The sequence below is a fragment of the Microbacterium sp. CFBP9023 genome (assembly GCF_034045055.1).
In the GTDB taxonomy this organism is placed as follows: Bacteria; Actinomycetota; Actinomycetes; order Actinomycetales; family Microbacteriaceae; genus Microbacterium.
Window position 1 is genome coordinate 1,054,959 of record NZ_JAXCWI010000001.1, and the last position, 22,558, is coordinate 1,077,516.

Annotated in this window: 19 protein-coding genes; 5 read left to right on the plus strand and 14 right to left on the minus strand. The window is 67.6% G+C overall.

Annotated features, from left to right (window positions below; all coding sequences use genetic code 11):
* Positions 1-5: 5 nt before the first annotated feature.
* The 5 genes from SOM10_RS05185 to SOM10_RS05205 all read right to left on the minus strand — a co-directional run bounded on the left by SOM10_RS05185 (position 6) and on the right by SOM10_RS05205 (position 4,537).
* On the minus strand, positions 6-1,787 hold the full coding sequence (locus SOM10_RS05185) for a peptidoglycan D,D-transpeptidase FtsI family protein (RefSeq protein WP_056278962.1): 1,782 nt from the start codon (positions 1,785-1,787) through the stop codon (positions 6-8).
* Positions 1,788-1,826: 39 nt separating this feature from the next.
* Entirely contained in the window at positions 1,827-2,402 is a 576-nt protein-coding gene (locus tag SOM10_RS05190; RefSeq protein WP_072591461.1) for a hypothetical protein, read from the minus strand.
* A complete protein-coding gene (rsmH, locus tag SOM10_RS05195; RefSeq protein ID WP_320488759.1) occupies positions 2,399-3,337 on the minus strand; it encodes a 16S rRNA (cytosine(1402)-N(4))-methyltransferase RsmH in 939 nt (312 codons plus the stop codon). The genes SOM10_RS05190 and rsmH overlap by 4 nt, the downstream gene beginning before the upstream one ends.
* 117 nt (positions 3,338-3,454) lie before the next feature.
* Entirely contained in the window at positions 3,455-3,886 is a 432-nt protein-coding gene (gene mraZ, locus SOM10_RS05200; protein ID WP_053096776.1) for a division/cell wall cluster transcriptional repressor MraZ, read from the minus strand.
* A 279-nt stretch (positions 3,887-4,165) separates the two neighbouring features.
* A complete protein-coding gene (locus tag SOM10_RS05205) occupies positions 4,166-4,537 on the minus strand; it encodes a DUF3040 domain-containing protein (protein ID WP_053096778.1) in 372 nt (123 codons plus the stop codon).
* An 86-nt stretch (positions 4,538-4,623) separates the two neighbouring features.
* Between SOM10_RS05205 and SOM10_RS05210 the strand changes: the two genes are divergently transcribed.
* Positions 4,624-5,724 carry a polyprenyl synthetase family protein gene (locus SOM10_RS05210; protein WP_414683566.1) on the plus strand — a complete coding sequence of 367 codons (1,101 nt, stop codon included), beginning with the start codon at positions 4,624-4,626 and terminating at the stop codon, positions 5,722-5,724.
* A gap of 26 nt (positions 5,725-5,750) precedes the next feature.
* On the opposite strand, the gene SOM10_RS05215 is transcribed toward SOM10_RS05210, so the two are convergent.
* Positions 5,751-6,095: an Rv2175c family DNA-binding protein gene (locus SOM10_RS05215; protein WP_332257703.1), complete on the minus strand. Its 345-nt coding sequence runs from the start codon at positions 6,093-6,095 to the stop codon at positions 5,751-5,753.
* Between the two features lie 215 nt (positions 6,096-6,310).
* Between SOM10_RS05215 and SOM10_RS05220 the strand changes: the two genes are divergently transcribed.
* Both SOM10_RS05220 and pknB read left to right on the plus strand, forming a co-directional pair.
* Entirely contained in the window at positions 6,311-7,513 is a 1,203-nt protein-coding gene (locus SOM10_RS05220) for a muramidase family protein (RefSeq protein ID WP_320488765.1), read from the plus strand.
* Between the two features lie 79 nt (positions 7,514-7,592).
* On the plus strand, positions 7,593-9,539 hold the full coding sequence (gene pknB, locus SOM10_RS05225; RefSeq protein ID WP_320488767.1) for a Stk1 family PASTA domain-containing Ser/Thr kinase: 1,947 nt from the start codon (positions 7,593-7,595) through the stop codon (positions 9,537-9,539).
* A 122-nt stretch (positions 9,540-9,661) separates the two neighbouring features.
* On the opposite strand, the gene SOM10_RS05230 is transcribed toward pknB, so the two are convergent.
* Both SOM10_RS05230 and SOM10_RS05235 read right to left on the minus strand, forming a co-directional pair.
* Positions 9,662-11,002: a class II 3-deoxy-7-phosphoheptulonate synthase gene (locus tag SOM10_RS05230; RefSeq protein WP_053096786.1), complete on the minus strand. Its 1,341-nt coding sequence runs from the start codon at positions 11,000-11,002 to the stop codon at positions 9,662-9,664.
* 37 nt (positions 11,003-11,039) lie between these two features.
* Positions 11,040-11,738: a lysophospholipid acyltransferase family protein gene (locus SOM10_RS05235; RefSeq protein ID WP_053099163.1), complete on the minus strand. Its 699-nt coding sequence runs from the start codon at positions 11,736-11,738 to the stop codon at positions 11,040-11,042.
* A 151-nt stretch (positions 11,739-11,889) separates the two neighbouring features.
* On the opposite strand from SOM10_RS05235, the gene SOM10_RS05240 reads away from it, so the two are divergent.
* Complete coding sequence (locus SOM10_RS05240) at positions 11,890-13,722, plus strand: AMP-dependent synthetase/ligase (RefSeq protein WP_320488769.1); 1,833 nt, start codon at positions 11,890-11,892, stop codon at positions 13,720-13,722.
* Positions 13,723-13,780: 58 nt separating this feature from the next.
* Here SOM10_RS05240 and def read toward each other — a convergent pair whose 3' ends face one another.
* The 3 genes from def to SOM10_RS05255 form a co-directional block, all read right to left on the minus strand.
* Positions 13,781-14,272, minus strand: coding sequence for a peptide deformylase (gene def, locus SOM10_RS05245; RefSeq protein WP_072591465.1), 492 nt, complete (start codon positions 14,270-14,272; stop codon positions 13,781-13,783).
* The gene (locus tag SOM10_RS05250; RefSeq protein WP_320488772.1) at positions 14,272-16,173 is read right to left on the minus strand and encodes a MinD/ParA family protein; all 1,902 of its coding nucleotides are present in this window, start codon (positions 16,171-16,173) and stop codon (positions 14,272-14,274) included. The genes def and SOM10_RS05250 overlap by 1 nt, the downstream gene beginning before the upstream one ends.
* Positions 16,174-16,239: 66 nt before the next feature.
* Positions 16,240-19,647 (minus strand): pyruvate carboxylase, encoded by a 3,408-nt coding sequence (locus SOM10_RS05255; RefSeq protein WP_320488773.1) that lies wholly within the window; start codon positions 19,645-19,647, stop codon positions 16,240-16,242.
* A 94-nt stretch (positions 19,648-19,741) separates the two neighbouring features.
* On the opposite strand from SOM10_RS05255, the gene SOM10_RS05260 reads away from it, so the two are divergent.
* A complete protein-coding gene (locus SOM10_RS05260) occupies positions 19,742-20,554 on the plus strand; it encodes a ParA family protein (RefSeq protein WP_053099164.1) in 813 nt (270 codons plus the stop codon).
* 93 nt (positions 20,555-20,647) lie between these two features.
* Here the strand turns inward: SOM10_RS05260 and SOM10_RS05265 are convergent, their stop codons facing one another.
* The 3 genes from SOM10_RS05265 to SOM10_RS05275 form a co-directional block, all read right to left on the minus strand.
* Positions 20,648-21,193, minus strand: a complete 546-nt coding sequence (locus SOM10_RS05265) for a MerR family transcriptional regulator (RefSeq protein ID WP_053096796.1) — start codon at positions 21,191-21,193, stop codon at positions 20,648-20,650.
* Between the two features lie 99 nt (positions 21,194-21,292).
* Positions 21,293-21,979 (minus strand): MerR family transcriptional regulator, encoded by a 687-nt coding sequence (locus tag SOM10_RS05270; protein WP_056278971.1) that lies wholly within the window; start codon positions 21,977-21,979, stop codon positions 21,293-21,295.
* On the minus strand, positions 21,979-22,464 hold the full coding sequence (locus SOM10_RS05275; RefSeq protein ID WP_150115087.1) for an FHA domain-containing protein: 486 nt from the start codon (positions 22,462-22,464) through the stop codon (positions 21,979-21,981). The genes SOM10_RS05270 and SOM10_RS05275 overlap by 1 nt, the downstream gene beginning before the upstream one ends.
* Between the last annotated feature and the right edge of the window lie 94 nt (positions 22,465-22,558).

Sequence of the window (22,558 nt, forward strand, 5' to 3'; positions counted from 1 at the left end):
GCCGTCTATTCGAACTTCGGAAGCAGTGCGTCCATCGGGCTGGAGGACGGCATCACGCGGTAGGTCTTCATGGTCTGGGTCATCGCCTTCTGGAAGGCAGAAGCGGTAGCAGCAGACGATGTAACTCTAGTCGGCTCGTCGAGAGTCACCACCACGACGTACTGCGGATCGTCGACCGGCGCGAAGCCCACCATGCTCGTGTAGTACACGCCCGACTTGTAGCCGCCCTTGCCGTCCGGGATCTGCGCGGTACCCGTCTTGCTGGTCACCCGGTAGCCGGGAACCTGGATGCGGTCGGCGTTGCCGCCCTGGACGGCCACGTTCTCGAGCATCCGCGTGAGGTCGGCCGCGGTCTGGGGCTTGATGATCTGCTCGGACTCGGGAGCACCCGGCGTGACCACCGTGCCGTCAGCGGCCGTGCAGGACTCGATCAGCGAGAGACCGATCTTCTCGCCGCCGTTGGCAATCGCCTGGTAGGCGCCGGCGAGCTGCGGCGCCGTGACCGTGAAGTACTGACCGAACGTGGTGGTGTAGAGCGACTGGTTGTCCCACTCGCTCGTGGGGTGGATCTCCCCCGAGGTCTCACTGGGGAAGCCGATCGTCGTCTCGCCGACGCCGAAGCGCTCGAGGTAGTCGTGACGGACATCCGGGCTCACCATCGTGCCGAACTTCGACAGCGCGACGTTCGATGAATCGATGAGCGCGCCGGCGAGGGTGTACTGGAAGGTCGGGTGCACGAACGCGTCGTTGATCACGGCGCCGTTGTCGAACTTCTCGTGCGAGGAGGCCGACACCGTGGGACTCGTCATCGTCACACCGCCGTTCTCCATCACCGCAGCGGCCGTCACGGCCTTGAACGTCGATCCCGGCTCGAACGGGTAGGTGAAGAGCTTGCTCACCCACGTCTCGGGCGCTGAGGCGTCGAGATCGTTCGGGTCCATGGTGGGCCATTCGGCCGCGGCGCGGATCTTTCCGGTGCCCACCTCGACGACGGTGACGGTGCCGCCCTTGGCACCCTGGGCCTGCGCCTCTTCGGCGATCATCTGCTGCATGTACCACTGCAGGTCGCTGTTGATCGTGAGCTGCACGGTGCCGCCGTCGACCGCGTCCACCCTGCTCTCACTGCCGGGGATGACGACGGAGTTCTTGCCGGTGCGGTACGACTCCTCGCCGTCCGTGGGGGCGAGGCACTTCTCGTCCATCTTCTCGATGCCGGCCTGCGCAGTGCCGGTCCCGTCGAGGTATCCGAGCAGGTTTCCCGCCACGGCGCCGTTCGGGTAGACCCTGACCTCGCGCGGCTTCATCACGAGATACGAGCCGACCTTGAGGTCGCGCAGCTCGATGTACTTCTCGGTGCTGAGGCCCTTGACCAGCGGCAGGTACTGCGAATCGGGGTTCTCGGCGAGGGCAGCGGCGACATCGGCACGCAGCTCGTCCGCATCCAGCCCCATGATCTCGGCGATGCGCGTCGACGCCTCAGCCCAGGGCAGTGGCGGCGGGTTCTTCTCGTCCTCCTCCAGGAGGCGGATGACCTGGGGGCTGAGCTGCGCGTCGTAGACCATGACGCTCTCGGCCAGCACGGATCCGTCGCTGTCGACCACCGAGCCGCGTTCACCGGGAATCGCGGTGCGGTGCGCGATGAACTCGAGCGACTGTGCGACGTGCTCGTCGGCCTTCACCACCTGGATGTCGACGAGCCGCACGACGAAGGCGGCCAGGATCGCCAGGATCACCGCGAGAGCGACGACCGTGCGTCGCCGGGGTGTCCGGGTGGCTCGTGTCGTCATGGACTCTCTCCGTCAGGTCTCGATGGTGGGTGTGGTCGTCTAGCGAGTGCTGGGGCTCGGGAGTCCGTCGGTGATCGCCGGCGGAAGCTCCTGCGCAGACTGCCCGGCCGCTCCGTCGGGCGCGGGGTCGTCTGCCGTGGAGGCGTTCACCGGCACGTCGTTCAGCAGGGAGTTGCTCACCGCGCCGGCGCCGTTCGGATCGATGGTCGACGAGCCGGTCGCGCCGGTTCCCTGGCCGAAGACGGCTCCATCGCTCAGGCGAAGGTAGGACGGGGCCCCTGCCACGACCATGCCCAGGGATGCGGCACTGGCGGCGAGCGACTGGGGTGAGCTCATCCCGGTGAGATCCTCCTGCAGGGCGTTCGTCCGCAGATCCAGTTCGTGCTGCTGCGACGTGAGCCCTGCCAGCACGAAGGAGTCCTGGGTGATCGCCAGCGAGAGGCCGATCTGCACGCCTCCGATGGCCATGGCTCCTGCGAGCGCCACCAGCGCGTAGGCGAGCTTCGGCTTGCGGCGGACGGGGGTTCCCGTCACCGGCTCGAGACGCCGACGCGGTGCGCGTTCGGGTGCCTCGGGGAGCGCCCTCGGTCTCGGCGCTGCGACGTTCAGACTCATGAGCTCTCACGCACTTTCTCTGCGGCACGCAGTCGGACAGGGATGGCGCGGGGGTTGCGAGCCCGTTCGGCGTCGTCGGCGAGCTCCGCACCCTTGGTGATGATGCGGAACCGCGGCGCGTGCTCCGGCAGCTCGACGGGGAGTCCCCGCGGTGCGGTGGAGGCTGCACCGGCGGCGAAGGCCTGCTTCACGAGTCGGTCCTCGAGAGACTGGTATGACATCACCACGATGCGTCCGCCGACCGCGAGCGCATCCATGGCTGCGGGAATCGCATCCGCGAGTACGTTGAGCTCGGTGTTCACTTCGATCCGCAGCGCCTGGAAGACGCGCTTGGCCGGGTGCCCGGCCCGCTGAGCAGCTGCGGGCGTCGCCGCCTGGAGGATCTCGACGAGTTCGCCGGAGCGCGTGATCGGCTTCTTCTCGCGTGCGGCGATGATGAAGCGCGCATAGCGTCCCGCGAGCTTCTCCTCGCCATAGCGCTCGAAGATGCGACGCAGGTTGCCTTCGGTGTAGGTCGCGATCACCTCGGCGGCCGTCACGCCCCTCGTCTGATCCATCCGCATGTCCAGCGGCGCATCCTTCGAATAGGCGAAGCCGCGTTCGGCTTCATCGAGCTGCAGCGACGAGACGCCCAGGTCGAAGAGGATGCCCGATGCGCCCTGAGCGTGAAGTCCGATCTCGTCATAGACCGTGTGCACCAGCGTCACCCGGTCACGGAAACGAGCGAGACGCTCCCCCGCGATGCGTAGAGCGTCGGTGTCCCGATCGAGGCCGACGAGGCGGATGTTCGGGAACCGCTCGAGCAGCGCTTCGGAGTGACCGCCCATGCCGAGGGTGGCATCGACGAGCACCGCTCCGTCCGCCTGCAGCGCAGGGGCGAGAAGCTCGACGCAGCGTTCGAGGAGTACGGGGGTGTGGATGTCGCGGAGGTTCATGATCTTTCTCGGGTGATCTCTGTATCTCGGTGACCAGGGCCCTGATCCCCCTCCGCTTCACGACCCGGCACCGGGGAAGTGTGTCGGGGCAGGAGCGGCGGGGCATCACAGCCGTGGTCAGAAGAGGCCCGGAATCACCTCCTGCTCGAGATCTGCGTAGGTCTCCTCGCCTGCTGCGAGGTAGGTGTTCCAGCTCTCCGCATCCCAGATCTCGGCGTGGGCGCCGACTCCGGTGACGATGAGCTCCTTCTGCAGCCCCGCGTATTGACGGAGGTGCACGGGGATGGTGATGCGGTTCTGACTGTCGGGCATCTCCGCACTCGCACCGGAGAGGAACAGGCGCATGAAGTCACGCGCCTGCTTGTTCGCGAGCGGCGCCTGGCGGATCCGCTCGTGCATCGTCTCGAACTCGGCCGTGCTGAAGACGTAGAGGCAGCGTTCCTGCCCTCGGGTGACGACGATGCCGCCACCGAGGTCTTCGCGGAACTTCGCAGGAAGGATGACCCGTCCTTTGTCGTCCAACTTCGGAGAATGCGTTCCCAGCAACATCAGCCATCACCCCCTCTCCGTCCGGCCAACTCGAGGTGCGCCCCACTTTACTCCACTTTCCTCCACAAACCTACGATCAATCCCTGTCCAGACCGCTTTTGTGAGTGCGCGTACAACAAAGAGCCGCGGATTTCCGCGGCTCAAGGGCGGTGGAGGATGGTGGAGCGCGAGTGGAGGACGGAGCCCGGCATCACGACGCAGACCCGGGCCGGCATACGGGCCCGAACGCACGAAGGCCCGGATGCTCAGAGCATCCGGGCCTTCGTGAAGGTGTGTGGGTCAGTTGCCGTCTTGGCGGCGGTCCCATCGATCGTTCATGCGATCCATGAAGGACGCTGAGCTCTGCTGCTTCGCCGCGCGTTCGCGGGGTGCAGCGGAGAGGGGCTTGCGGACGGGGGTCACAGCGATCATGACGCCGCCGAGCATGGCGGCGAATCCGATCACTCCGACCACGACTCCCCAGACATCCCCGAGGACGACTCCGACGATCAGCCCGCCCACACCGGCGAGGAGCAGAAGGGCTCCGTACACGAGGTTGCGGTAGCTGAGAGCGCGGTCACCAGACGGCGCAGTGACGACATCGGCGTCGTTGTGGAGGAGATGGCGTTCCATCTCGTCGAGCAGACGCTGCTCCTGTTCGGAGAGTGGCATTTCGTCCCCCTCGGGTATTCGTCCGTCCATTCTACGCGCGGTATGCCGCTGCGGGCTAGCTTCAAGGGCCTCCGTTGGCTTTACGTATGCTGGGAGTCGTGCCGTCCCCCTCATTTGTCTCCGACGCCGTCGCCGCACGCCTGCGCCTCTTCCTCGACCGGATGCGAGGCGAGTCGGCCGAATACGGCCCGGATGCCGAAGGCCTGATCGACTCGGCAGCCGACACCCTGGTGGGTGGCAAGCGCCTGCGGGCCCGTTTCTGCCACGCGGGATGGCAGTCGATCGCACGTTTCCGCGACCACGACGCCGAAGAATCGACGGGCCTCTGGGACGTCTGTGCGGCTCTGGAGATCTTCCAGTCGGCCGCACTGGTGCACGACGACCTGATCGACAACTCCGACACGAGGCGGGGACGTCCGGCGGCCCACCGCGCGCTCGAAGGCGCGCACGTCGCAGCCGGATGGCGAGGCGACCCCGCCGCCTTCGGCCGCTCGTCGGCGATCCTGCTCGGTGACCTGCTGGTGGCCTGGAGCGACGACCTCCTCGAGGAGGCGATCGAGCCGCTCCCCCATGCCTCGGCGGTCCGCCGCGAATACGGACGGATGCGCCGGGACGTCACCGTGGGCCAATTCCTCGACATCGCGGAGGAGTCCGCCTGGAGCGTCCACGCCACGGACTCGCACGTCGAGCGTGCGCTTCGCGTCGTCTCCCTCAAATCCGCGAGGTACAGCATCGAGCAGCCCCTCGTGCTCGGAGCAGCGATCGCGGATGCCGACGAGGACCAGCTTCTGGCGCTTCGCGAGTTCGGCCATCCGGTCGGGATGGCCTTCCAGCTGCGCGACGACCTGCTCGGCGTCTACGGCGACGCCGCCGTGACCGGCAAACCTGCTGGTGACGACCTGCGCGAGGGCAAGCGCACCGTGCTGGTCGCTCTGACGAGGCAGACTCTCGACGCGTCCGCTCGCACCCTGTTCGATGAGATGCTCGGCGATCCCGACCTCACCAGCGAGCAGGTCGCATTCCTTCAGGCGACGATCACGGCCTCCGGCGCCCTGGAGCGCGTGGAGCGGATGATCGACGACTATGCGCGGGAAGCCGATCGCGCTCTCTCCGGAGCGCGGCTCGACACCACCGCTGTCGGAGACCTGCGCGATCTCGCACGCGCTGCGACGGTGCGCTCGGCCTGAGCGCGAACCGCTCCAGAGAGCTCGGTTCAGGCGAGGGTGCGGGCGACCCTGCGGACAGCACTCTTGTGTCCGGCCAGGAGCGCGTCGATCGGCGAGCGACCCAGTTCCTCCTCGGGAGCGAGGAGCCAGTCGATGACCTCGTCGTCGGAGAAGCCCGCATCCTGCAGCACGATGATCGTGCCTCGCAGCGAGGGCAGCGGGTGGTTGTCGACGATGAACACCGACGGAACCGCGAACACGCCGGAGCGGCGCGAGCCGACGAGGTAGTGCTCGTCGATGAGCCTGCGCACACGTCCCAGGGCCTCGTCGAGGACCTCCACGAGGTCGGGCATCGTGAGCCACTCGGTGGCGGTGACGCCGGCGGCGCTCACAGCGTTCGCGGACGCAGCCTCGGGCTGCGAGGTTTCAGACGGGTTGCTTTCAGACGGCACAGACACGTTGCAACTATCTCACCTCTGAGCGCCGATCGCACTTTCCGCATCGGGGGTTCGGTTCACATCGGCACCATCCGCACCATCCGTCACTCCTGTTGACATCCGTTTACATCCGTGTCAGCGTGGGCGGACGCCGAACAAGGGGGATCCCCGTGAGAACGCCTGCCGTCGCGCGACGAACGCGCACTCTTCAGCTCGGGGTGCCCGCCGCCCTCCTGGGCACGCTGTCTGCGGGGATCGCTGCCACCCCCGCATCCGCCGACGCGGTCTCGTCTCCGATCGAACGACTGCAGGCGACGCCGACGCGGATCGCGCCGACCGAGGCGCCTCCTGCCGTGTACACGGTGCGGCCGGGCGACACGATCTCGTCGATCGCGAACCGGTTCGGTCTGCGCACCGTCGACGTCCTCGCTTGGAACGGACTCAGTTGGCGTTCGGTGATCTACCCGGGGCAGACGCTGTCGTTGGCAGGAGCGAGCGCCCCCTCGCCGGCCCCGGCCCCGGTTCAGGCGGCTCCGACGGCGACGCACACCGTCGTCGCCGGCGAGACCGTGTTCGGCATCGCGCAGAAGCACGGGACAAGCGTCGACGCTGTTCTCGCCGCGAACGGCCTCGACCGGTCGTCCGTGATCTACCCCGGCCAGCAGCTCGCGCTCAGCGGCGCGTCAGCTCCGTCGGCCGCACCACCGGCATCCCCCGCGCAGACAGCCGCCCCCGTTCCGACCGCGACCGGTGGCCAGGCGCACGCTGTCGCCGCAGGAGACACCCTGTTCGCCATCGCGAAGAAGTACGGCACGACCGTCGCGCAGCTCCTCGCGCTGAACGGCCTGGGTTCCGGAGCCATCATCTACCCCGGCCAGTCGCTGACCGTCGCGGCGGCGCCAGCGCCGGCTCCGGCTCCGATGCCCGCCCCGGCGGCGGCCACGCCCCCTCCCCAGCTGTTCGCGAACCTCGACGCCGAACAGGCCGCGAACGCCTCGCTCATCATCCGCGTCGGACGCGAGCTCGGCGCGCCCGACCGCGCCATCGCGATCGCTCTCGCCACCGCCATGGTCGAATCCAGCATGCGCAATCTGTCATGGGGTGACCGCGACTCCCTCGGCCTCTTCCAGCAGCGCCCCAGCATGGGCTGGGGTTCGCCCGAGCAGGCGGTCGACGCCGACCGGAGCACCCGTGTCTTCTTCGGCGGCTCGTCGGACCCGAACGGGCAGGCCTCCCGGGGTCTCTTCGACATCTCAGGCTGGGAGAGCATGTCGTTCACGGATGCCGCGCAGGCCGTCCAGATCTCCGCGTATCCCGATCGTTACGGCCAGTGGGAGACCCAGGCCCACCAGTGGCTCGGTGTCCACGGGTGACGCGCTTCCGGGCAAACCCGCAGGTGCAAGGGGCGAGCCGCTCCCGGGGCTTTCAGGCAGTTCTCCATAGAATCTTGACGTGACGACCAATCAGCAGGCCGACCCCCTCATCGGGCGGCTTGTCGACGGTCGGTACCGCGTGCGCGCCCGAATCGCCCGGGGAGGCATGGCGACCGTCTATGTCGCCACCGATCTCCGCCTCGAGCGGCGCATCGCTCTGAAGGTCATGCACGCGCACCTGAGCGACGACTCCGCCTTCCAGAGCCGGTTCATCCAAGAGGCACGAGCTGCCGCGCGGCTGGCCGATCCCCACGTCGTCAACGTGTTCGACCAGGGCCAGGACGGCGAACTCGCATACCTGGTGATGGAGTACCTTCCCGGCATCACGCTGCGCGAACTGCTGCGCGAGCAGAAGCGGCTCACGATCCCGCAGACGATCACCATCATGGATGCCGTCCTCGCCGGCCTCTCCGCAGCGCACCGCGCCGGGATCGTGCACCGTGACGTGAAGCCCGAGAACGTGCTGCTGGCCGAAGACGGACGCATCAAGATCGGCGACTTCGGTCTCGCCCGTGCTACCACCGCGAACACGGCCACCGGACAGCAGCTGCTCGGAACCATCGCCTATCTCGCACCTGAGCTCGTCACTCGCGGCACTGCCGACGCCAGGAGCGACATCTACGCGCTGGGCATCATGCTGTACGAGATGCTCGTCGGCGAACAGCCGTACAAGGGCGAGCAGCCCATGCAGATCGCCTTCCAGCACGCCACCGAGTCCGTGCCGCGCCCGAGCGTGCGCAATCCCGGCGTGCCGGAGGAGCTCGACGAACTCGTGCTCTGGGCCACGGAGAAATCGCCGGATGAGCGTCCCGACGATGCGCAGCAGATGCTGGAGCGACTGCGCGAGATCGAGCGCGGGCTCGGGATCGCACCCGCCGTCGCCGCTGCGACGACGTCGCAGCGCTCGCAGGCCGACTCCGCGGACCTCACCAAGGTCATGCCGAGCACGATGGTCATCGCCGACCCGACCGCCCCGGTCACGGCTGCCGTCGACAACGCGACGCTCCTGCGTCGCCGCTCATCACGACGTCGCGCGCGCGGAGCGTTCCTTCTGACGCTGGTGCTGCTTCTCGCGACCGTCGCCGGTGGTGTCGGCTGGTGGTTCGGGTCCGGTCCTGGTTCACTCGTCGCCGTCCCGGGGGTGGCCGGTCTGTCGTACGACGACGCCGCATCGGCGTTGACTGCAGAGGGCTTCGTGCCGGTGCGCGGCGAGGAGAGCTCCATCGACATCGCCGCCGGTGAGACGATCCGTACGGACCCCGGCGAGGGCGAACGCCTCGACAAGGGCACCGAGATCACCGTCTTCGTGTCCTCGGGTCCGGCGTCGCACACGGTGGAGACCCTCAACGGCAAGACCGAGCAGGAAGCTCGCGACTACCTCGCGGACATCAGGATCAACGTCACAGAGAACTCCCTGCAGCTCTTCTCCGACGCCGAGGCCGGGCGCGTGATCAACGCCTTCGTGACGCCTCGCGACGGCGGCGAGGTCTATGCGTGCGCCGAGGGCTGCGAGCTGCGCGAGGACGACACGGTCGAGCTGTACGTCTCCGCCGGCGCGTTCCCCGATGTCGCGGGAATGAGCGTCGATCAGGCGACGAACACGCTGCGCGACAAGGGCGTCGAGGTCAACCCGGACTCGCAGTTCGTCTTCAGCGACTCGGTCGCGAAGGATGTCGTCATCGGCGTCACCGACCGCGCCGAAGAGGGCAATCGGCGCCCCGGCGATACTGTTCAGCTGATCGTCTCGAAAGGACCCGAACTGTTCCCCGTGCCCGAGGTCGAGGGGATGAGCCGCGACGAGGCCGCCCAGGTGATCCGGGACGCCGGTTTCGAACCGACCTGGAACGGCATCTGGAACGCTTTCCCCAACGACTTCACCGAGGTCAGCGGGTCCGATCCGGGTGCCGGCGCGCAGCGCCCGAAGGGCACCGAGATCACTCTCCAGATCCGCAGCAGCGCGTTCTAGGAGGGGGGCGGTCTCCGCCCCTATCGTCCGCGGCCGCACGCCGTCGGCCGCCTGACGCAGCCGCCACACAGAAAGGGTCCTCTCCGACTACGGAGAGGACCCTTCTGTCTGATGGATCGTGGTCAGCGCTTCTCGAGCTCTTCGGCCACGAGGAAGGCGAGCTCGAGCGACTGCATGTGGTTGAGACGCGGGTCGCACAGGCTCTCGTAGCGGGTCGCGAGGGCGGCCTCGTCGATGTGCTCGGATCCGCCCAGGCACTCGGTGACGTCGTCACCGGTGAGCTCGACGTGGATGCCGCCGGGGAACGTGCCCACGGCCCGGTGCGCCTCGAAGAAGCCGCGGACCTCGTCGACGACATCATCGAAGCGACGCGTCTTGTACCCCGTGGGCGTCGTGATGCCGTTGCCGTGCATGGGGTCGGTGACCCACAGCGGCTGCGCGCCCGAGTCGCGGACGGCCTCGAGCAGCGGCGGCAGCGCGTCGCGGATCTTGCCCGCGCCCATGCGCGTGATGAACGTCAGACGGCCCGGCTCGCGGTCAGGGTCGAGCTTGTCGATCAGCGCGAGCGCCGTATCGGGCGACGTGGTCGGACCGAGCTTCACGCCGATGGGGTTGCGGATCTTCGAGAAGTAGTCGACGTGCGCACCGTCGAGCTCGCGCGTGCGCTCCCCGATCCACAGGAAGTGCGCCGAGGTGTTGAACGGCGTGTCCGTACGGGAGTCGATGCGGGTCATCGGGCGCTCGTAGTCCATCAGCAGGCCCTCGTGCCCGGTGAAGAACTCGACGCGGGTGAGCTCGTCGAAGTCGGCGCCGGCCGCCTCCATGAACTTGATGGCCCGGTCGATCTCGGCCGCCATGCGCTCGTAGCGCTGGTTCGCCGGGTTCTGCGCGAAGCCCTTGTTCCACGAGTGCACCTCGCGCAGATCGGCGAAGCCACCCTGCGTGAACGCGCGGATGAGGTTCAGCGTCGACGCGGCCGTGTGGTATCCCTGCAGCAGGCGGCCGGGATCGGCGCGGCGGGACGCCTCGGTGAAGTCGTAGCCGTTCACGATGTCGCCGCGGTAGGCGGGAAGCGTGACATCGCCACGGGTCTCGGTGTCGCTCGACCGCGGCTTGGCGAACTGGCCGGCCATGCGACCCATCTTCACCACGGGCATCGATGCGCCGTACGTCAGCACCACGGCCATCTGCAGGACCGTCTTGATCCTGTTGCGGATCTGGTCGGCGGTGGCACCCGCGAAGGTCTCTGCGCAGTCGCCGCCCTGCAGCAGGAACGCCTTGCCGGACGCTGCTCGCGCAAGACGATCGCGGAGGTTGTCGACCTCGCCGGCGAACACCAGGGGCGGGAGCGTCGAGATCTGCGTGGAGACCTCGGAGACACGCTCTGCGTCGAGCCACTGAGGCTGCTGTTTGATCGGGAGCGAGCGCCACGCATCAAGCGCGTCGATGTGGTGCTGGAGCATGTGTCCAGCCTAGTGCTCGCGACGAAGCCGGGATGCCTCAGGAGCGCTGTGTGACGCGGGCCGGGAGCCGGTCCTTCACGGTCGATGCGTACACGTCGTCGTACTGCTGTTCACCCAGTCGCTGGAGGGCGACCATGATCTCGTCCGTGACCGAGCGGAGGATGTAGCGATCGTTCTCCATGCCCGCGTAGCGGGAGAAGTCCAGGGGCTCTCCGATGACGATCCCGACCCGCACCACGCGCGGCAGGCGCTGCCCGATGGGCATCGCGGTGTCGGTGTCGACCATGATCACCGGGATCACCGGGACCTTCGCCTCCATCGCCATCCGGGCGATCCCCGTGCGGCCACGGTAGAGCCGGCCGTCGGGGCTCCGCGTGCCCTCCGGATAGATGCCGAGCAGGTCGCCGCGTCCGAGGACCTGCAGGCCGGTGTTGAGAGAGGCTTCGGACGCCTTGCCGCCGGAGCGGTCGATCGGGATCTGCCCCGTCGCCTTCATGAAGAACTTGGTGGCCCAGCCCTTGATCCCGCGTCCGGTGAAGTAGTCGCTCTTGGCGAGGAACGACATCGGTCGGTCGATCATCAGCGGCAGGAAGATGGAATCGGCGAAGGAGAGGTGGTTGCTGGCGAGGATCGCCGCGCCGTTCGCCGGGATGTTCGCGCGCCCGACCACCCATGGTCGGAATATCGCTTTGACCACGGGACCGATCGCCACGTACTTCATCAGCCAGTAGAACATCGAGGTGAAGTCTAGCGTCGTGCTCGGCATCCGCAACAGCCGCGGTCTCGCGAGACCCGATCGGCGACTGAGTGTCACCTGATATGCGACCGAGTGTCATGCTCTAGACTCGTGTGCAACCCAGTGCCCGACCGGTACCGAAGGAGCTGCCGTGGTCCAGTTTGAAGTCCCCGCCGTCGTCCCCGCCGACCCAGACGCGAACATCGCCGACCTGCTGGCGAAGCGCGTCCAGGCGACTCCCGATCGCCCCCTCTTCGCAGTGCCCGATGGCGACGGATGGCGCGACATCACCGCAGCCGACTTCGAGACTGCGGTCATCGCGCTGGCCAAGGGCTTCGTCGCCGCGGGCATCCAGCCGGGTGAGAAGGTGGGCTTCCTCGCACGCACGACCTACGAGTGGACTCTCGTCGACTTCGCGCTGTTCTACGCCGGCGCCGTGATGGTCCCGATCTACGAGACCAGCTCTCCTTCGCAGATCCAGTGGATCCTCGAGGATTCCGGTGCCATCGCCCTCGTGGTCGAGTCGCCGGAGCACTTCGCTCGGCTCGACGAGGTGCGCGGCGACCTCCCGCTGCTCCGCGAGGTATGGCAGCTGCACCTCGGAGCGATCGATTCGCTGACCGCCCAGGGGGCATCCGTCACCGATGCCGAGATCGAGCGTCTCCGCAACATCGCCGTCGGTTCTGACATCGCCACCCTCATCTACACCTCGGGGTCGACCGGCCGCCCCAAGGGCTGCGTCCTCACACACAGCAACTTCGTCGAGCTGTGCCGCAATTCCGCGACGGCACTCGACGCAGTGGTTCAGACACCGGGTTCCTCCACGCTGCTCTTCATCACGACAGCGCACGTGTTCGCGCGCTTCATCTCGATCCTCAACATCCACGCCGGCGTGCGCACCGGACACCAGCCCGACACTCGACAGCTGCTGCCGGCGCTCGGGTCGTTCAAGCCGACCTACCTCCTCGCCGTGCCGCGCGTCTTCGAGAAGGTCTACAACTCCGCCGAGCAGAAGGCCGAGGCCGGTGGGAAGGGGAAGATCTTCCGCGCCGCCGCGGACGTCGCCATCCAGCACTCGAAGCTCGTCGAGGAGGGCAAGAGCATCCCGATCGGGACGAAGCTCAAGTTCGCACTCTTCAACAAGCTCGTCTACAGCAAGCTGCGTGAAGCCATGGGCGGCAGAGTCGTCTACGCGGTGTCGGGCTCCGCTCCCCTCGGTTCACGTCTGGGCCACTTCTTCCACAGCCTCGGCGTCGTGATCCTCGAGGGATACGGTCTCACCGAGACGACTGCTCCGGCGACCGTGAACCTGGCCGACAAGTCGAAGATCGGCACCGTCGGCCCCGCGCTCCCCGGTGTGGGTGTGCGACTCGCGGACGACGGTGAGATCCAGGTCCGCGGCATCAACGTCTTCAAGGAGTACTGGAACAACCCCGAGGCGACCGCAGAGGCGTTCAGCGACGGCGGCTGGTTCCACACGGGCGACATCGGCAGCTTCGACTCCGAGGGCTTCCTGACCATCACCGGTCGCAAGAAGGAGATCATCGTCACGGCCGGCGGAAAGAACGTCGCGCCGGCCGCGCTGGAAGACCCGATCCGCGCGAATCCGATCATTGGACAGGTCGTCGTCGTCGGCGACCAGCGTCCGTTCATCTCCGCGCTCGTCACGCTGGATCCCGAGATGCTTCCGACCTGGCTCGGCAACGCCGGCCTCCCGAAGGAGATGCCGCTCGCCGAGGCCGCCACGAACGATGCCGTCCGTGCCGAGATCCAGAAGGCGGTCGATGCCGCCAACGCCCGCGTGTCGCGCGCGGAGTCCATCCGCAAGTTCACCGTTCTCGACAGCGAGTGGACCGAGGCCTCCGGTCACCTCACTCCGAAGCTGTCGATCAAGCGCAACGTGATCATGAGCGACTTCGCCGACGAGATCGCTGCCATCTACGACGAACCCGTCTCGACGACCAACGTCGCGATCGGCGGCTGAGGCTCGCGAGACAGCAGAAAGGCCCCGCTCCGGCGGGGCCTTTCTCAGTGTCCGGGGATCAGAACCAGGCGCTCTCTCTGACCTCGCGCATCGCACGCTTGCGGGTCTCGGCATCCAGCCTCGTGAGGTAGAGCTTCCCATCGAGGTGATCGGTCTCGTGCTGGAGCGCCTGCGCCAGCAGACCGCTTCCTTCGAGCACCACCGGCTCGCCGTCGAGGTCGATGCCCTCGACGCGGGCCCACGGGTGTCGCAGGGCGTCGTGCCACAGGCCGGGAACCGACAGGCAGCCCTCCCCCGTGGGCACCGGCTCACCCCGGACCTCGGTCAGGACGGGATTGAGCACGTAGCCGATGTCACCGTCGATGTTGTAGCTGAAGGCGCGGAGCGCGACGCCGATCTGCGGAGCCGCGACACCGGCACGGCCAGGCAGCTCGACGGTGTCGATCAGATCGGCGACGAGCGCGCGCACCCCCTCGTCGATACGGTCGATCGGTGCGCAGACGGTGCGAAGCACGGGGTCTCCGAAGACCCGGATCTCACGGACCGCCATCAGGCGCCCTTCGCCCGCAGACCTTCGACGAGCAGCGCAGCCAGCTCCCGTGCCGCCACCCGTGTCTCAGGCTGGAGATTGGCGAAGACGATGGTCCCGCCCCCGGCGATCTGCGAGTCATACGGCATCCGCACCACATGCTTCGCCCTCGTGCCGAAATGCGCTTCGAGCTCGTTGAGGCGCACCAGCGGGGCGCCGGGCGTCGACTGGTTCAGCACCACGACCGCCTCGCGGGCCTGCTCCGCGTATCCGTTGCTCTCGAGCCACGTCAGGGTCTCCGACGCCAGCCGCGCCTCATCGACGCTCAGCCCCGACACGATCACGATCTGATCGGCCAGATCGAGCGTGGCCGACATGACCGAGTGCACGATGCCTGTTCCGGTGTCCGTGAGCACGAGCGAGTAGTAGTGTGCGGCGACGCCTGCCACGTCGCGATAGTCGCTGTCGCTGAACGCCTCGGCGATCCGAGGATCCGAGTCGGACGCGAGCACGTCGAGGCGGGTGGCGTCTCGCGCGACGATCGCAGAGATGTCGTGATACCCCCTGACCTCGTCATGGATGCGAACGAGGTCGCGCACCGACTTGTTGTGGTGCGGCCGCACCACGCGCTCGGCGAGGGTGCCGCGGTCGGGGTTGGCGTCGACCGCGATGACGCGATCGTCCCTGGCGTCGGCGAGAGCCATGCCCAGCAGAGCGGTGATCGTCGTCTTGCCGACTCCGCCCTTCCGCGACAGCACGGGGACGAACCGGGCTCCCCCGACGATCGGAGCGGCGATCCGCGCGCTCAGAGCCTTCCGCTCGCGGGCGCGGCGTCCGTCACCGATGTTGATCCGACGCCCCGAGATGGCGTAGAGGAAGTGACTCCACGCCCCTTCGGGTTCGGGCTTGGTGAGACGGTGCGGATCGAGCAGTCGGTCGGCGGTGAGGAGGTCGGCGCTCTCGCGAGAGGAGTCGCCGAGGTCGTCCAGACGCTTCGACGAGAGCTGCACATCGGCACGGGTCGATCGAGTCGCGGGTGCCGCGGCGTTCCTGGGCTTCTGTGCGTCCATTGCCGAAGTCTCCTTCTTGGCGAGAGATGATGCCGCCGACGCTCTCCTCGAGGTCGGCGCGGCGTCGAAGTCCGCCTTCGCCTTCGCGATGAACGCCGCGGCGGCAGCGGCCTCCTCCGCGGCGACGGCGTCAGCAGGCGCTGCAGCCGGCTTGGCGGACGGAACGGCGCCGGCATCCGTGGCTGATGCAGTCACCGGAGTGCTTTCACGCGTGCGCCGGGGCTCGGGCTGAGCGTCCTGTTCGGTCTCCGACTGCGATTCGGTCGCGGGAGCGACCGCGGGCTCGGGCTCGGGCTCGGGCTCGGGCTCGGGCTCGATTTCACGCTCGACCTCAGACTCAGACTCGACCTCAGATTCAGGCTCGGACTCGACCTCAGGCTCGGGCTCGGGCTCGGGCTCGACCTCAGGCTCAGGCTCGACCTCAGGCTCAGGCTCGACCTCAGGCTCAGGCTCGACCTCAGGCTCAGGCTCGACCTCAGACTCAGGCTCGACCGCAGGCTCAGGCTCCGCCTGGGGCTCTGCTTCCGCCTCGACTTCGGGGCGCTGGATCTCTTCCTTCGCGGGCTCCGGCGGCAGCTCGATGATCATCGGCGCCGCACCGAGCGGTGCCGGTGCGATCTCCGCCGCAGCCTTCGCAGCGGCGACGGGCTCGTCGACGATCAGATCCGCGACGACCTCGCCCTCGATGACGCCATCGTCTTCCAGGTCGTCGTCATCGTCCGTCGGCAACACCACGCTCACCTGTGCGGTGTTGCCTAGTATCCCGATCGCCGAGGTGTCCAACGACGTCGCGTCGTCGAGAACCCCTCTGGACTCATCGTCCGGGTTGTCTGCCACGTTCTTCGGGGTCACTGTGTCACTCCAAGCTTGTGCGGGCCTCGGGTGCGTTTCGTCGAACGCGGCCTCGCCCGCACAAGATTAGTGCGCCGGGCGGATCACGACCAAAAGATCGCCGGCCTCGACCTGTTGCGTCGCACCGATCGCGAGCCGCTCGACCACACCGTCGACGGGGGCCGTGATGGCGGCCTCCATCTTCATCGCCTCGATGGATGCGACCGGTTCGCCGGCGCGCACCGAGTCACCGACTTCCGATTTGAGCGTCACGACGCCCGAGAACGGTGCGGCCACCTGACCGGGCACCGAGGTGTCGGCCTTCTCGATCTCGTGCACGTCCACTGCCACCGATCTGTCGCGCACGAACACCGGTCGCAGCTGACCGTTGAGCGTCGTCATGACGGTGCGCATGCCCTTGTCGTCCGCATCGCCGATGGCTTCGAGCCCCACGTACAGCTGGACGCCGCGATCGATCTCGACGACGTGCTCCTGTCCTTGGACGAGACCGTAGAGGTAGTCGGCCGTGTCGAGCACCGAGAGATCGCCGAACACGTCGCGTCGCTCGGTGAACTCGCGCATCGGCGCGGGGAACAGCAGCGTGTTCAGTCGCGCCCGACGGGTCGCACCGTCACCTGCGAGGGCCGCCTCATCGTCGGCCGAGATCTCCGTCATGCCTGTGCGCACGGACCGTCCCGCCAGAACCTTCGTGCGGAAGGGCTCGGGCCATCCGCCCGGGAGGTCGCCGAGTTCACCCGCCATGAACCCGACGACGGAGTCGGGCACGTCGTACTTCTCGGGGTTCGCCTCGAAATCGGCGGGGTCCGCCTTCACCGCTGCCAGGTGCAGCGCGAGATCGCCGACCACCTTCGACGATGGGGTCACCTTGGGAACCCGGCCGAGGATCCGATCGGCGGCGGCGTACATGTCCTCGATCAGCTCGAAGTCCTCTGCGAGGCCGAGCGCCTTCGCCTGCTGACGCAGGTTCGACAGCTGACCGCCCGGGATCTCGTGGTGGTAGACCCGGCCTGTGGGGCCCGGAAGTCCGGATTCGAACGGCGCGTACATCCGACGGACCGACTCCCAGTACGGCTCGAGGTTCGAGACGCTGTCGAGCGAGATCCCGCTGTCCCGATCCGTGTGCGCGAGCGCGGCGACGAGAGATGAGAGGGAGGGCTGGCTGGTCGTGCCGGACAGCGGAGCGGATGCCGCGTCGACCGCATCCACTCCCGCCGCGCTGGCGGCGAGCAGGGTGGCGAGCTGTCCGCCGGGGGTGTCGTGCGTGTGCAGATGCACGGGCAGATCGAAGCGCTCGCGCAGCGCGGTGACGAGTTTCGCCGCCGCCGCAGGACGCAGAAGGCCCGCCATGTCCTTGATCGCCAGGATGTGCGCGCCGGCCCCGACGATCTGCTCGGCGAGGTTCAGGTAGTAGTCGAGGGTGTACAGGTCCTCGGCCGGGTTCAGCAGGTCGCTGGTGTAGCAGAGCGCCACCTCGGCTATGGCCGTACCCGTGTTCCGCACCGCCTCGATCGCTGGGCGCATCTGCTCGATGTCGTTGAGGGCATCGAAGATCCGGAAGATGTCGACCCCGCTCGCCGCCGCCTCCTTCACGAACGCTTCGGTGACCGCCGTCGGGTAGGGCGTGTAGCCCACGGTGTTGCGTCCCCGGAGAAGCATCTGGATCGCGACGTTCGGAAGGGCGGCCCGCAGCTTGTCGAGACGCTCCCAGGGGTCTTCGCCCAGGAAGCGCAGAGCGACGTCGTAGGTGGCACCTCCCCAGGCCTCGACCGAGAACAGCTCCGGCGTCAGCCTGGCGATGTGCGGTGCGACCGCGACGAGATCCCTCGTGCGCACCCGGGTGGCCAGGAGCGACTGGTGCGCATCACGGAAGGTCGTGTCCGTGATGGCGAGGGCACTCTGCGCGCGGAGGCTCTTCGCGAAGCCCTCCGGTCCCAACTCGAGCAGGCGCTGCCGTGAACCGGATGCCGGGGTGGCGGACAGGTCCACGGCCGGAAGCTTGGCCCGCGGATCCAACGAGCCGGGGTGGATGCCGTGGGGCTTGTTGACCGTCACGTCCACCAGCCAGTTCAGGATCCGAGTACCGCGATCCTTCGACTCGCGTCCGCGCAGCAGGTCGGGACGCTCGTCGATGAAGGACGTGCTCACGTCGCCGGCGATGAACGCGTCATCCTCGAGCAGCGCCTGCAGGAACGGGATGTTCGTCGAGACGCCGCGGATGCGGAACTCCGCCAGCGCGCGCCGCGCGCGCGCCACCGCAGCAGGGTAGTCGCGACCACGGCAGGTCAGCTTCGCGAGCATCGAGTCGAAGTGCGGGCTGATCTGCGCGCCCTGATGGACGGTGCCGCCGTCGAGCCGGATCCCTGCGCCACCCGGTGAGCGGTATGTGGTGATCTTGCCGGTGTCCGGACGGAACCCCTGAGTGGGATCCTCCGTCGTGATGCGGCACTGCAGCGCAGCTCCCCGCACATGGAGATCCTTCTGCTCGAGACCGAGCTCCACAAGCGTCTGTCCCGCCGCGATGCGCATCTGACTCTGCACGAGATCGACGTCGGTCACTTCCTCGGTGACCGTGTGCTCGACCTGGATGCGCGGATTCATCTCGATGAAGACGACCTCGCCGGTGCGCTCCCCCGCGGTCTCGAGCAGGAACTCGACCGTTCCCGCGTTCTCGTATCCGATGGAACGGGCGAACGCGACGGCGTAGCCGTGCAGCGCGGTGCGGATGCCGTCGTCGAGGTTCGGTGCCGGGGCGATCTCCACCACCTTCTGGTGACGGCGCTGCACGGAGCAGTCCCGCTCGAAGAGGTGCACGGTCTCGCCCGTCTTGTCGGCGAGGATCTGCACTTCGATGTGCCGAGGACGAAGGACAGCCTGCTCGAGGAACATCCTCGGATCGCCGAACGCGCTGGCGGCCTCGCGCATGGCCTCTGCGAGTGCCGGAGCGAGCTCACCTGCGGACTCGACGCGTCGCATGCCGCGTCCGCCACCGCCGGCGACGGCCTTCGCGAACAGCGGGAAGCCGATCTCGGCGGCCTGGGCGACGAGTGCATCGATGTCATCGGACGCCTCCGTCGAACGGAGCACCGGAACGCCGGCCTCGATGGCATGACGCTTGGCCTCGACCTTGTTGCCCGCCATCTCGAGGACCTTCGCAGGGGGCCCGATGAAGACGATGCCGTTGGCGGCGGCCTTCTCGGCCAGCTCAGGGTTCTCCGAGAGGAAGCCGTATCCGGGGTAGATCGCATCTGCCCCGGCATCCTTCGCGACGCGGATGATCTCATCGACGTCGAGGTAGGCGCGCACCGGATGACCGCGTTCGCCGATCTCGTAGGCCTCGTCGGCCTTGAGCCGATGGACCGAACCACGGTCCTCGTGCGGGAACACCGCCACAGTCCTGGCCCCGACTTCGAAAGCCGCACGGAAGGCACGGATCGCGATCTCGCCGCGGTTCGCCACAAGGATCTTCTGGAACATGCACACCTCTGGAAGCTCGATACGCATCGGGATACGGCGCGCATGGGGCGGGGCTGAGTGTGCACCCAGCCTAGGGGAAGGTAACGTGGTGTTCGTGCACGTACTCAGCGTCAGCTCTCTCAAGGGAGGCGTCGGCAAGACGACCGTGACACTCGGCCTGGCCTCAGCAGCCTTCGCCCGTGGTGTCCGAACGCTCGTCGTCGACCTCGACCCACAGTCCGATGTGTCCACCGGGATGGACATCCAGGTGGCAGGTCGGCTCAACATCGCCGATGTCCTGGCGAACCCGAAGGAGAAGGTCGTCCGTCAGGCGATCACCTCGAGCGGCTGGGCGAAGGTGCACCCCGGGACCATCGACGTGCTGATCGGCAGTCCGTCCGCGATCAACTTCGACGGCCCGCACCCGAGCGTGCGCGACGTCTGGAAGCTCGAAGAGGCGCTCGCTGCCGTCGAGGCCGATTACGACCTCGTCCTCATCGACTGCGCCCCGTCGCTGAACGCCCTCACCCGCACCGCGTGGGCAGCGAGCGATCGGGTGATGGTCGTCACAGAGCCCGGGCTCTTCTCCGTGGCTGCGGCCGACCGCGCGCTGCGCGCGATCGAAGAGATCCGTCGCGGCCTCTCCCCCCGACTGCAGCCTCTCGGGATCGTCGTGAACCGGGTGCGCCCCCAGTCGATCGAGCACCAGTTCCGCATCAAGGAGCTGCGCGACATGTTCGGTCCGCTCGTGCTCTCCCCCCAGCTTCCCGAGCGCACCTCGCTGCAGCAGGCTCAGGGAGCAGCCAAGCCGCTCCACATCTGGCCGGGCGACTCGGCCCAGGAGCTCGCTTCCGACTTCGATCAGCTGCTCGACCGGATCATCCGCACCGGCCGGATCCAGGTCGCCGACTCGGGCGTGCAGGCCTGACTCACCCCGGACAGCAGAACGGCCATCCTCTCGCGAGGGTGGCCGTTTCTTCGTGTCGCGCGACTCTGCTCGCGGGACTTCGGTGGCGAATGCTCAGGCGGAACGCTTCGAGCGCCGTGCCGACAGCTCGTCGACCGGGTCGGGCACTGTCGCATCGAACTCGACGAGCGTCGACTCGACCTCGCGGAGGACCTTGCCCACAGCGATGCCGAACACTCCCTGACCGCGACTGACCAGGTCGATGACCTCGTCGTTCGAGGTGCACAGGTAGACGGAGGCTCCGTCGCTCATCAGCGTCGTTCCTGCGAGATCGCGGATGCCGGCGCGGCGGAGTTCATCGACCGCCGTGCGGATCTGCTGCAGCGAGATGCCGGTGTCGAGAAGGCTCTTCACGAGCTTGAGCACGAGGATGTCGCGGAAGCCGTAGAGACGCTGCGACCCGGAACCGCTGGCGCCGCGCACCGTGGGCTCCACCAGCTCGGTGCGAGCCCAGTAGTCCAGCTGCCGGTAGGTGATACCGGCCGCCCGCGCCGCTACCGCACCGCGGTAGCCGACCTCGTCGTCCATCGCCGGCAGACCGTCGGTGAAGAGGAGTTCCGGCACGAACCGCGGGTCGCCTGCACGCTCATCCGCATTCATTTGAAATCCTCCCTGGAGCTGTTACCTCCACGCTAGAGCAGGCCTCCGGCACCGGCAATGACATCCGTGGGACACCGAAGGTGTGTCGCAATCAGTTCGTTACGAAAGCAACCTGGTGAGCGCGTCCTTGACGAAGAGCGAGCGCACCTCGTCGATCTTCGAGGCGAGGCTCGGTGCCATCTCACTCGCCTTCGCCCTCGACGCGGCGTCCGTACGACGCAGCAGAGACGACATCGCAGACTCGATCAGTGCGACCTCTCGCTCGGCGCCCTGCCTCAGCGAGCGCAGGTGGCGGGGCTCGATGCCGTGGCGATCGAGGGCGACCAGGCCGCGAAGCAGCGTGACGGTCGACTCGGGGTAGCTCTCCTGCGCGACGATCACGCCGGTGCTGATCGCGTCGTTGAGAAGCTGGGGGCCCGCGCCTGCTGCCGACAGCAGCTCTCCTCGGCGGTAGCGCCGGGGAGTGGGCGCGATCGAGGGCGGCGGAGCCAGGGTCGCGGATTCACCGTTCGCCTCTGCCTCGTCGAGCTGCTCGCGGATGATGCTGAGCGGCAGGTAGTGGTCGCGCTGCAGCGTGAGACCGAGACGCAGTCGCTCGATGTCGGCCTGCGAGAACTTGCGGTAGCCGGACTCCGTGCGCGACGGGCTGACGATCCCCTGCACCTCGAGGAAACGGAGCTTGCTGGAGGTGAGCTCGGGAAACTCGGGCGTGAGCCGGGCCAGCACCTGCCCGATGCTCAGAAGGCCCGCGGACGCTGAGCGTTCGCGGGCGGGGGAAGCCGCCATCAGTCGATCGCCGCGACGCGATCGACGGGAGAGGCGAAGAAGTTCAACCGGAACTTGCCGACGCGAAGCTCGGTGCCGTCGACCAGCGGACTGCGGTCGACGCGCTCACCGTTCACATACGTGCCGTTGAGCGAACGCTGGTCGATGATCTCGAACGTCGATCCGTTGCGAGTCACTTCCGCATGGCGGCGCGAGACGGTCACGTCGTCGAAGAAGATGTCGGCTTCGGGGTGGCGGCCCACGGTCGTCACATCGGTGTCGAGAAGGTAGCGGGCCCCCGCAAGAGCTCCGGAGCGCACGAGAAGCAGTGCGGAACCGGAGGGAAGGGCCGCGATGGCGCCCTGCTCCACGTCGGTGAGCTCCACGCCGAAAGGCACGAAGGAGAGGTCCGAGTCATGCCCGAACGTCTGCGTCACGTCGTGCCTCTGCTCGCCGGGACGGTGGATCGCGGCGTCTCCGCCCGATCGATTCTGGCTGTCTGTCACTATGCCCTCCTAGTCCTCCAGACTAACTGATCGGACGGCGCTCGCGGGAGCTCGCGTCACTATCAGGCACCGCATACCGACACTTCATAGGCTG